The sequence below is a fragment of the Psychrobacter sp. Arc9 genome (genome assembly GCF_041431295.1).
GTDB lineage: Bacteria > Pseudomonadota > Gammaproteobacteria > Pseudomonadales > Moraxellaceae > Psychrobacter.
Map to the genome: position 1 here is coordinate 77,017 of NZ_JASMRK010000002.1, position 12,352 is coordinate 89,368.

Below are 12,352 nucleotides of genomic sequence, written 5' to 3' on the forward strand. Positions count from 1 at the left end.
CTCGTATATAGCTCTTATATATACTTCTCATATACAGCTAATAATAAAAATAAAGGCAGCTATATATGCTGCCTTATTCGAGACGTAATGAAATAATAATTGCTATAGGGCTTAATTAACCACAGCAGTAAATTTAGTTATAACACCTATGGTGCTAGATTCACCGTTTGGTTACTCTGCGACGTCAATGTAAACTCTTTTAAGTCATAACCTTGCTGCTGAGCAATTTGACGATATTTGGTATACGTTTCCCGACTGATATTTGGCGAGCGTGCTAGTAGCCATAAGTATTTTTTATCAGGTGTCCCTACTAGCGCAGTTTTATACTCTGCATCACGTGCCAACACCCAATAATCAGCACGGCCGACTGGAATCCAGCGAATCCACTTCGGTAAAAACGTCACTTTTAGTTTGCTGCCGCTTTCATCGACTGGCTTAGCCAAACCTTCTGCCACAATGCCTGAACCATCCTCGCTCACACACTTATTAGTAACCGTGATTCCCGAGCCGTCATCTTTTTGTGCATAGTTGGCGGTGACATCACCAGCACACTTGCGCTGGAAATACATCGGCAAACGGCCAATCTCATACCAAGTACCTGCATAAGTGTTCAGATCTACGCTATCTACAGTAGTTGGTGTGCTTGCAGATTTATGAATAATATCACTTGGCTGAACCGATAGCATATCGGTTGTAGTCTTCTCACTCATCGCATCATCAGACATTCCATTGGTTACTACGTTGTTAGTTGCCGAGTTCATTGGCGGCGTGGCCGCATAGGCTGAGAACGCTGCTAACGGTATAATAATTGCTAAGGCAATGCCTGTATGTTTGATCAGTCCATTCATAAATATGCGCTCCGGTATTTCTTTGTAGGATGAATTATTTGTTGATGTATCACCGATTGGCTCAGCGTCGATGGCGTGTTCAGAACTACTGTTTAGATTATCTATTTGATCCTCTAACAGTCCTGATATTAATGGCTCATCTTCATTTAGCTTTTGTGGCTGCTTATTTTGCGCTGACTTATAGCCAGATGATTTGTAGCCACTAGCCACGTCATGATTGTCCTCATTGCTATTTTTTAGATCTTTGCTTATCTCATTGTTACTCATAGCTGACTCTTTTGCCCTAAGGCTTTTGTCGGCGCTTTTGTATCCAAAATAGCTGTCTTGCGAAGACGTGTCTTTTGCCAGATGGTGCGAATATTCGCCATTCGAGCTATCGTGATTATAGCTAGCATCGTTACTCGCTTGTTTTGTCTGTTGCGTGTCGTCGCCATATTCATTGTCATTGAGCGATTGCTTAGGCTGCTGAAGTTGAGAACCAGCTGCCTGTGAATCAGTCCATGCTGATTCAGGTAACTTATTGGTTTTCATAGGAGTACCATTCTTAAATAGTGATTGTTAAAAACGCTTTATGTACGGCATCTATTTGGTCTCGTTTTCTAAAAGCCATTTGCTTTGGTATAAATTATTCGTGCAAAACTTGACTCTACAAAAGCTTTTTTATTATTGTATTTTGAGCATCACTTTTGGTCAGTCACTCGTCTATAGAAATAAGATCAACGTATCGTAGATATGCAATATATATTAAGGACAACTGGACTATTAAAACAGTAGTGCAATGTAGGAAAACGCAACGGTTTGTAAGTAACTATGAGGTTTGAGTGTTGTTTGAACACATCATAACCACACAGTTACTTGCTGGACAACTAAGTTAAAAATCAGTTATTTGAACTTACTAAGCTTAATACGCAAGTTTAATACGGGTCACATTCAGGCAAATGGAACTATAGATTGTAGATAGCTTTCTCGAGTCATGCGGATTATATAAACTGACGGATACCTGCCACACTGATACCACCATACTGTAATGCTTGATTGAGCATTGCAGGCTCCAAACCACCTAACCCAATGACAGGCATATCAGCTAACTCTGCCAACGCTGACCATGCTTCCCAGCCAAGCGGTGTGTCATCAGGATGCGTTTGGGTGGCGAGCACAGGCGATACGAAAGTACCAATCACTGGTGGCAATGCATTCTGTATGCGCATGCTGGCAAGTTGATTGGCTGCCGTTATGCTCGCGATGTCATGACAGCTGACGATAAGCGGATGGTCTTTAGATAACGACTGTATAAGAGCTGTAGAACTGCCATCCTTATCAAAGCACTGCATCAGTGTCGTTTGTGTCAGATGCTTGGCAACTATTCGCTGGCCAATCTTTGTCTCATTAGCGGTTAGTGAGCCTTGCCCATTTAAAGGCTGCTCATTATCACTAGGTAAAATCGCTAAAATATCTGGGCGTACCGTCATCAGTTGCTCAGCAAGATGCTCAGATTTTGCGTCCTTCAAGCGGATATACACCCATGACTCTGATGCTAACTTTTCTTGATGATGCTGTAGCCATGCTGCCGCTGCATCAGTGTGTGTGCCGAAATGTGCTAGAGGATAAGTAATCGCTATCTTCGATGGGAGTTTCAACCATTCAAGGATTGTCTTATTAGCAGCGGGCAGATGATACTCTCCTGCCAAAAGCTGTGATTTGCTTACCCAAGTCAGTGCCTGCCCTTCTAAACCTTGTTCACAGTGTCTATGCTGCTCGTACTGCTCTGCTGTCAGCTCAATCTTATAAACCTGTAAGCTGACCTGCTTGTCGCCATAATCATGATGCAAACGCCCAAGCTTAACGATAGTATTATTATCAATCAGGATACCCGTCTCTTCAGCCACCTCTCTTATCAACGCCTGCGCTGCTGACTCATCTGCTTCTATCTTTCCACCGACAAACTCGTAACGATTTCCTTGATGCTGAGTAGCATCTCGAAACCCAAGTAAATACTGATCTTTATAATGAATGACAGCCACTGCAACATTTACAATGCTAGGTTTGTCAGTTTTCGTCTTACTATTTGTCTTACTTTCCGGCTTCGTCTCTGATTGTTGATTTGACCCGTTCAACATACTTATATCCTTTATTTCGGTATTTACTCTGATTATTTTTGATAATTTAATAGTTTTTATAGGCTAGATGATTTATTTAAATTTATTACCTAACTTATTAATTTATATAGATAAAATATTCAACTGAGATATTTTATGACAGTAAACTTAGATAAGTTTACATAATAACTGCATTTTATTTTATCAATTGCCTTGCAAATTCATCAAATCTAAATGATAATTATTATCGTTAAAAACAATTACGCTATGGTTAGCCAATTTTTTAAGCCACTTTTTTTCAAAAGGAATTTACTATGAGCATGGTCATCTCTCGTTATTTAAACTGTCGTGAAAACCGTCTACCTACTTTGCAATCACAACATCTATTTGCACTAACCAAAGAGGTACGTATCGAGCATGAAGGCGAAGAGTATCGACTACGCCTAACTCGCAACAATCGCTTGATTCTAACCAAGTAACGTCTATTTCAGTGACACCTTTCTCAATACCTCTATAAAAAAACGCCTTCATTATGAGGCGTTTTTTTATAGGTTATACAACTTAAAAACAATTTCAAAAGCGCTCTCAGCTGACATCAATTAAAAAGCAGTCGTCTTATTAATAAACAATTTAGAACTGCCAACTATAGACCACATCTACTGCATTCTCCGCTGCTGAGCTCGCTTCTACATAGATGCGGCGCGTCAATTGATAACGAACAGAAAGGCTGTTTTGCGCGTTGAAAACACCCACGCCATAGCGAATGTACAAATCAGGGGTAACGTAACCTGTGACGTTGACATTGGTGTCCTCGCTACTACCTGAAGCATCGACTGTCAGACTCTGCAAACCAAACGCTTGTCCGATTTGATTGGTCAGGCTACGAGTGCCACTCAGACCAAAGCTCAATCCAGCGGCAGCCAGATTATTGGTCACTTGCGATTTGAACCCTTGCTCACTGATTTGCGTCGCGCTCTTATTATCGATGCGGCCTGTCACCAATGCATTCATGGCTTGTTGCTGGGTCAGTCCTGCATTGTTGAAGACGATAATATTGGGGCTTTCAGTCGTTCCTTTGACACGCAGACCAACTGTTTTGCCATTAATTGTTTTGGCCGCTTCAATACTCAGACTCGGTTTCATCACATCGCCATTGAAACGCACTTGACCATAATTCAGCTCTAGGCTTTGGCCAAAGGCATTGATATTGGTACGGCGTGAGACCTGCACAACACCTCTAGCACGCATGATACCTGTGCCATTCTGAGTAACATTAATCGCCCCTGCCAATGGAATGACGGCGCCAAAACCACGGAAATTGATATCATCGCCCAAATCAACACCGATATCCGCATTGATTGACCAAGGTTTTGAGATAGCCAGTACTTCATCGATATTACCAATCAAACGACGATCTAGGACGACTGCATCTTCAGTTTGAGTAATGATATCTTCGCTGGCTTCAGGCGGACGAATGGTCGCAGACGGCACACTGATCGCCCCTTTTATATCAACATAACGGTCGCCTGGACGCACGATAATATCGATATCAGGATCGATTTCAGCAACCAGTAATGGCGGCTGAGTAATGACTAGGCCTTCACCGACGATACTCAACTTGGCTTGCAGTTTTTGTTGCCAGTTGACTGTCCCTGATAGTTCGCCTTCACCTGTACCACTATTAAATGTGCCATCAATGGTTGCTTGTGTACCGCGGATTTTGGCTGCCACATTTACTTTAGACAGATTCACTGGCAAATCAAGCATCGCTATACGGCCGTCAGAGAGTTTTACATCGCCATAGAACTGTGGTTTGGTTAAGGTGCCGCCTAGGCCACCCGCCATTGTGACATTACCTCTTAGGACGCGCATACCGGGGAAGAAAGGCTTAAATATCGCAAGATCAAGCTCGTTCAGCACCAATGCGCCAGAGATTGGTTTAGGGTCTTTATAAGGATCAACGATCACTTCAGCATAACCACGTGCCCCGCGTCCAGTATTGATATCGGTACGCAGCTTGATACCCTCAGGCACAGACAGAGCAATGAGAGACACACGCTTGTATGGCAAAGTCATTGATGTGCTTTCGCCATCTTGAGCGAGGCCAATCTTGCCATTGTCTGAGTATAACGTGGTATTAATGGTTGGCGGACGACCACGTTGCCATCCGACGATTGCTTTACCATTAATCTTACCATTCCAGTCAATATCTTCTGGTAAGAACACTGAGAATAACGACGTATCTAAATTCTGTAACGCTACATTGACTTCGCCTTGGTCCGGCGATGCTACTAGTTTTTCACGTAGACAGAGCTTGCCAGTTTGATCCGTGGCCTGCCAGCAATGAGCGGCAAGCTGTACTTTTAGATCACGGTTTTCACCACCTTGATTGTAAGGTAAATTCACAATCAGCTGTGCAGGTTGCAACTGATTCAAAGTCGCATATTTAGATCTAATGCGGCCTTTTCCAATGACACCTGACCAACTTAGCCTATCTCGATCAAAACCACCTTTTAGCCTAGCGCCGACATCGAGTTGCTTATTGGCCACATTTAGATCGACCACATGAGACTTTTCGGTACCATTAAAAGACGCTTTGACACTATCGAAACTTTGACCAGCAGCATCTAGACCTTCAGCCGTTACGATTAACTGGCTTGGGCTATTGGCTAAGTTAACCAGCTTGCCGCGTACACGGCCTTGACGCAATATAAAGCCAGGTAGCGCAAGTCGCTCACCGACCAGATCAATATAAATAGTAGGCAGTGCTTGACCAGATGGTTGAGACAGCGTGGCACCGCCAGTGACTTTACCAGCCAGTTGGTTAGACAGCTGATCTAGACTGGTGATATTAATTTTGGTTTGTAGCTGTTTGGCATTGCCGTTAGCCGTGACGTAATTATCACCCCAACGCAGCACCAGATTATTAGCATTTAAGCTATCAATCAAAGCATTTACTTGCTTATACTGTGCTTGGGCATCTTGGGTCTGAAGTTGCTTGAAGTAACTTGCTAAATCTTTAGGCAAACGCATTTTCGCTGATAGGCTGCCTTTGGCACTCAGTTGCTGCCCTTTTAGCATGCCATTTAGATTAACTTGTTTAATATTGACAATCTGCTGCGTGTCACTCCAGCGGCCATCTGTATCAATCGTACCAGTGATAAGGCTTGGAGTATCTTTTAGGAAGTAGCCAATGTTAAAACGATCCATCACCGCGTTGATATCCCATGCAACGCCTTGACGCACATCAACGGTACCGCTGGCATCGATACTACCTGCCGCACCCACATGACGGAAACGGTTGATACGGATCAACTGACTGTCACCACTGGCTTCTATATTTAGCTTACCTGCTGGCAATTGCTCGGCATCTAATATGCCGTTGAAATTTACGGCAAAGCGCTGCAATGTGCCTGCGGTGTTTTTGCTGTTTTTTGGCGCATTTTGCCATTCGCCACTGGTCTTTAGATCGCCTGTGATTATCGCTGGATTATTGGGTAAAAAATAACCCAAGTTGAACTGGTCAAAACGACCATCTATATTCCAGCCGATATTTTTACGTAAGTCGATAACACCTTTCGCATCAACTGCGCCCGCTTCACCTTTATAGTTCAGCTTACGAATACTAATCAGCTTTGGCGTACCCGCAGCATCGATAGATAGACGACCTTGTGGTACATCTGCTGTATCAATCCGACCATCAAAACGCGCATCAAAGACTGACAGCTCACCACCTACGATATCAACACTGGCATCACCAGCACCGGTAATACCGATAGCACGATCTGCTTGCGTCGCATCGAGCTGCGCTTGCATATCGGTATTGTTTAAAGTAATCACGTGACGCTGTCCGCTGACGCCGTTTTTAGTGATATTTAGCAGTCGACCACGCGCACTTATACTACCTGTTAGGCGCTCAAGCGGTAAATCGCTACGATATTTCTTAGGAAGTAAACCTTTGGTACTGGCGTCAATCTGCCATGTCAGTGGACGCTGGTTGCTCGCCAACTGAATCTGTCCTGTGCCGGATAAGTCTCCTACTATGCCGTTATAATTAAGACGATTTATATCTATGACATCACCAGCCTTACGTATACGTAAATCATAGTTGCCCTTGGGGGCAGCATTTAGCTCATTGATAACGGCATTGGCATCGACTGATAGGGTTGAACCACGAACGATGACGTCTGCCTGTCCACTAGGACTGTCGATATTGCCAATATTGGGTACGTTACGGCGGGTTAGATTTTTCCAGTTAGCATCAATATACCAAGGCGCAACCTGCTTAGATTTAGCAGAGGTTTTACCACGGACCATATTGGCATTGATATGCTCACCATCACGCTGACGTAAATCTGCATCGATCTGCGTATTACCAGTGGCATTCTGCTGCTGATAACGCAGTGACAGTCTACCGTTAAGGGTTTGCGGCGCATAAGCTTTAAAGTCAGCATACTCAGCCGGAATAGCTTGGCGAATATTAAAATTACTACCCGTCGCACGCACTGTGGCCTCAAAGCTGTCTTTCCAATCTAAGATACCTTGTAATGCCAAACGTCCCGCTGGCACGTCAGCATCTAGGCGATCTATACGTAGCTGACTATTGGCAATAACGGCGCGGCCTTGATAATGACCTGATGGAATGTCTTTGGCTGTCAATTCAGTATTGATACGCAATCGTATCTCAGAGATGACACCAGAAGCTGTGGCTGTACCGCTTTGTAGGCGAATGTTTTGGCTATCGGCGTAAGGGATAAGAATATCATCCCACTGTAGTTTTGCATCGAACGGCGCACCCGCATCCAACCCCTGTACTACAAAGTCGCCTCTCACATCGCTATCGTTATAACGACTGCGTACTTTACCGACAGTACGTTTAAGCGTTCCCGTTGCAGAGATATTCAATGGGTCGATATAGGCTTTTTCAAGGGCGCTGACTTCCGCAATCGCACTCAAATCTAGTGGATAGTCGCCCTGTAGGTCGATCTCTCCTTGTAAGGCACTGACTTTCACGATATCAGCGTACTGCAAGTCACCACGGCCAACGGTCACCGTACTACCCACCCACGTTAGATCACGTGCCGTAATATCTTGAATAACGATAGGATCTTTGGTTACTTGCTTATAGGTGACTTTCTTAATTTTTGCTTGATCAAAACGCAAATTTACTGGCAACTTTAAGGTTTTATAATCGAACGGTTCACCAGTAGGCGGTTTCTTATTGATAATCTCTATGGTCTGGATGTCTGCATCGCTTAAATGCACTTCTTTTGCAAATACTGCACGCCAGCCTATTTTTACATAGGCCTTATCTACCAATATCTCAAGATCTTCAGTCGCTTCAATATCGATATCAGTGACCCAAATGCCATCGCGCAAGTTACCGCGTCCGTATTTGAAATCAATACCTGTTTCAACACTGATTTTTTCTAATATAAACTTCGTACCAGCGTCAGTCCCTGCCGCATAAAAAAATATGGCAAACATAATCGCCAGTACGATAAGCACCAATACCAGCAGTTTGAGCAGAAATGACAACGGATACCAACGCCTAACGGCACGGGCATCACGCTGTGCTGGATCTTCATCTGGAGCATTATTAGGCGGGGTATTTTCTGTCAGCATGACACTCAACTACGTTAAAAAATGAAGACCAGCAATCGGTACGATAAGTGATGATTAGAACATTTGGAGCTACTAAACATTTGGAACTACTACATTAAGCGATTATAACGGTGACCCAATAAAGAAGTGCAGTCGTACAGGAATGCTTTCCTCTGTCACGCCAGCAGCCACATCGACGCGCACCATTCCTACAGGCGATGCCCAGCGGATACCGACACCAACGCCGACTTTTGTCTCAGTATCAAAATCTTTGTCATAAGCATTACCGACATCAGTAAAGAATGCACCACGGAAACCTGGTTTAAATTCATAGTTATACTCAGCACTACCGACCGCTAGTACCTGCCCGCCCGTTAGATAGCCTTTATCTAATGGTGACAAGCTCTCGTAATCATAACCGCGGATACTCTGATCGCCACCTGCAAAGAAACGCAATTTATAAGGCACATCGTAAAAATCATCCGCCCAGATATAACCGGCATTAGCACTACCTAATACTTGATGTTTTTTGTCTTCGCCAAAGCTATAGATACCACTAACGCCTGCGCGAATAATCGCCATATCAGTATCACTGAATGCGCTATCAGTGCCAGCCTCGATTGAGTAGTACTGGCGCATGCCCTTCGTTGGATTGGTAGCGTTATCAGTATCTGTTTTATTCATACCATAGCCAAATAATAACGCGCGCTGTTTCGGACTTGAAGAGGTAAAGCGGATAGGCAGATCATCTAGTGCTGCCCCATCAACCCCTGTCTCAAGCTCATCCAAGCGATAACGCACAGAGTAGCTGCGATTCCAGCCAGTGTCACTACGAATGTTACGTGCCAAAGCCGCTTTTAGCGTTGTGGTTGATAGATCAAAGTTGCCTTCACCTTGGTCAATCACTTCCTCTTCATAAGTAAGACGTGCATCTAGCTTATCATTGAGCGGGTGCTTCCATGGTCGACTGGCATACACAGCCACGTTTTTGCTGATTCTCGAAACTTCCGTTTCTGCACCTGCTTGATAGCCTTGGCGATTGAGCAAGTTGTAGTCTATTTTTGCAGTGGCGCGAACGCCAGTATCTGTACCATAACCCAGACCAACTTGAGCATCACGTGGTTTATCCGCGTATACAAACACATATAAAGGTACTTTTTTGCTTTCTGCGACGTCTTGCGGCGTTTTACGTCCTGCTAGCGTTGGTGGTACAAAGTTTTCGTCAGCAATCAGACTCTTTTCGTCAGGGAATATCTTTTGCGCGACATTACTGATTGAGTCACTGATTTTTCCCAATAGATTATCGGCTTCCTGATCTTTTTCATCGAGCACGCGATCATTCGGCAAGCGGCTTAGTCGTTCTGCTTTTTGTCTGATGGCTTGCAGCTTATCAAGGGTGGCTTCATCAGCTTCAAAATCAATCGCAGCGATATCCGCTTCATTGACCGTCGCGCCGCTGTTAGCACTCAGAGCATTATCGCTCTCTGCACCTATGTCGCTATTATCATTGACCGTATCTTCTGTGCTAGCAGTTACATTTAAGGCAGCTGCGCCATCATTGCTACTCAGATCTGCAATGCCATCATTGTCCACATTATTAATATCGTCATCTAATGTGTCGTTACCCTCGGTAGCAGCATTGTCAAACGCTAAGGTACCAGCTTCACTACTATCAGTTGGTGGTAGTATCGACTCGACGTTGATCGTATTAAAGTAACGAGTTGCCGATAAGTCATTACTGAACTTCGTGACTGCTGGACGATAAAACGGCTCACCCGGCGTAAAGCCATAGAGCTGTTGTAATAATGAAAGCTCTACTGGTAGCTTGTCAGGGTCTTGGGTCAGCGTATTGGTTTCTTTGTCGTAGGTAAAAAACACCACATCGTCAAACTCGTAACGATCACCCGTGTTATAAACCAACGAGACATCTGCCTTGTTGTCCGGCAAGATGATATCAACAGATTTATTCAGCCAATACTGGTCAAAGTAGCCGTAGGTATTGCTCAAGGACTCTAAAGCCGCTTTACTGCTCTTATAGACACGATGATTAAAAATATCGCCTTCTTGCGGCGGCAAATCTGCCTCAAGCGATGCAAACTCTTCTTGCTCACTGCCCTCACCGCGAATCTCAATAATACGGCTGTCTACCAGTACCGGCTCGCCTAGCTCTTCAATCACCACATTGACTGTATCGCGATCAGGCTGGGTCAAACGCATCTCAACCTCGTAGTAACCCACGGCTTTAGCAGCATTCTGTGCTGTTTCGCGCAAACGTGGCAATGCCGCAGTAAAGTCAATAACCGACTGAACGGAAGTGTCATCCAGTGCTGCTTTGATGTTTTTCATCGGCTGAATATCATTGTCAGCCTCAATCAACTGAGCCTTACCGTTAGGAGAATCTTCAGCGGATACTTGCTCTAGATAAATAGTGGTTTCTACATTTGGCAAAGCCACCACGCCACCGTCATTAAAAAAACGATTGTAGAGACGCGTCACGATATTACCTCTATTACGCGCGCGTGGCCGTGGTCTATTGGCTTGTTCGATACTTTGATCGACGGCCTGAGTATCATTCTGATAATCTGGTAGATAGTCATTCGGATTGATAATGTCTGTTGTCGTACCTTTTACATTTGCAGGCACATTCGTGCCAGCTATCACCTCATCACTACTATCATCAGTCGTCAGGCCATTTTCATTCTTAACAGTAGCTTCATTACTAACGACATCTTCATTGCTAACAGCGCCACTCACCTCAATCGGACGTGACATCCCTTCAGCTGTGCTCGCCTGTTCTTCCGTTGTTTCATTTCTACCCAACGTATCAAGATTGTTCGGAGCTGGCAAGTTTGTCGCATCTAGCTCTACATCGAGACCAATTGGCGATATTGTGTCATCTAACGTAGCGATTGGCGCATCAAAATCACTGTCGTTATTGCTGATATTGATACTGTCAATATCTTGAGCGTTCTGCGTATCCATTGCCGCTAGCTCACGATCGATCTGCTCAGGCGTCATCATTTGATAACCCTGCTGCTGAATCTCAGTTGCTTGTTGCAACAGGTCATCATTAGAAGCGATTGATTGAGCGTTATTTGGATTGTATGAAGTACTTGGACTATCAGTGAAAGTCTCTAGATCTTGAGAGTTATTGTTTTGAGAAGATAAGTTTTGAGCATTGGCATTTTGCTTCGTCGAGTTTTTAGATCCTGACTTTGTCGAGTTAGGTTTTTTAATTCCTAAGCTTTGTTCGCTATAGTCGTCCAATACTGACTGATCAATGATGCCTTGTTCTACTGCTTTTTTTAGACGTAGCGCATCTAGAGCCATATCTAGCTGAGTATCGTCATCGGACAATGTAGCTGACTGCTTGATAGCCGCTTGATCATTAGCAGCTTGACTATTGTTATTCTGCTTACTAAGCGTTCGATTACTATCAGTTTGGTCAGCAGCAGATGAGTTGGTGATAGCGGTATTATTTACACTATTGGTAGTGTCTGCCATTGCCGCAGGTGCCATACCGAACAAACTGGTCGCAAGCGCAGTGCACAATGCCGAACGTCTGAAATTTTTACGCGGTGCTGCTGGATACGTACTTGGATTATTACTATCGTTTTGGACTATGGCTGTGTCACGCTGCATCATTAGACCCTTGCATGCTCGAGTTGAAGGCTGCTTTATCATCTTTACGTCCTATCAGCTCACGCGGCACAATCTTATCAACGATAACGATCGTTAAGTCTGACCGGTGAATAAACTTATAGCAGTTATCTGGAATTAATGGTTTACTACTTTAATTTTATG

5 protein-coding genes are annotated in these 12,352 nt (G+C 44.2%); 1 reads left to right on the forward strand and 4 read right to left on the reverse strand.

The genetic code is table 11. The features are described 5' to 3' along the window. Positions 1 to 146: 146 nt before the first annotated feature. Both QO187_RS01610 and QO187_RS01615 read right to left on the reverse strand, forming a co-directional pair. A complete protein-coding gene (locus QO187_RS01610; protein WP_102094424.1) occupies positions 147 to 1,379 on the reverse strand; it encodes a lipocalin family protein in 1,233 nt (410 codons plus the stop codon). Between the two features lie 449 nt (positions 1,380 to 1,828). Further along, the gene (locus QO187_RS01615) at positions 1,829 to 2,965 is read right to left on the reverse strand and encodes an NUDIX domain-containing protein (RefSeq protein WP_102094423.1); all 1,137 of its coding nucleotides are present in this window, start codon (positions 2,963 to 2,965) and stop codon (positions 1,829 to 1,831) included. Positions 2,966 to 3,264: 299 nt separating this feature from the next. On the opposite strand from QO187_RS01615, the gene hemP reads away from it, so the two are divergent. Then, positions 3,265 to 3,423, forward strand: a complete 159-nt coding sequence (gene hemP, locus QO187_RS01620; protein ID WP_227672156.1) for a hemin uptake protein HemP — start codon at positions 3,265 to 3,267, stop codon at positions 3,421 to 3,423. Positions 3,424 to 3,574: 151 nt separating this feature from the next. Here hemP and QO187_RS01625 read toward each other — a convergent pair whose 3' ends face one another. Together QO187_RS01625 and QO187_RS01630 are read right to left on the reverse strand one after the other, a co-directional pair. Further along, entirely contained in the window at positions 3,575 to 8,569 is a 4,995-nt protein-coding gene (locus tag QO187_RS01625) for a translocation/assembly module TamB domain-containing protein (RefSeq protein WP_102094422.1), read from the reverse strand. A 102-nt stretch (positions 8,570 to 8,671) separates the two neighbouring features. After that, positions 8,672 to 12,232, reverse strand: coding sequence for a BamA/TamA family outer membrane protein (locus QO187_RS01630; protein WP_102094421.1), 3,561 nt, complete (start codon positions 12,230 to 12,232; stop codon positions 8,672 to 8,674). Between the last annotated feature and the right edge of the window lie 120 nt (positions 12,233 to 12,352).

What these genes read in the sequence shown, in the direction of transcription:
- QO187_RS01610 (WP_102094424.1), bottom strand. Translation starts at nt 1,379, where the DNA reads ATGAAAACCAATAAGTTACCTGAATCAGCATGGACTGATTCACAGGCA.
- QO187_RS01625 (WP_102094422.1), bottom strand. Translation starts at nt 8,569, where the DNA reads ATGCTGACAGAAAATACCCCGCCTAATAATGCTCCAGATGAAGATCCA.
- QO187_RS01630 (WP_102094421.1), bottom strand. Translation starts at nt 12,232, where the DNA reads ATGATAAAGCAGCCTTCAACTCGAGCATGCAAGGGTCTAATGATGCAG.
- QO187_RS01615 (WP_102094423.1), bottom strand. Translation starts at nt 2,965, where the DNA reads ATGTTGAACGGGTCAAATCAACAATCAGAGACGAAGCCGGAAAGTAAG.
- hemP (WP_227672156.1), top strand. Translation starts at nt 3,265, where the DNA reads ATGGTCATCTCTCGTTATTTAAACTGTCGTGAAAACCGTCTACCTACT.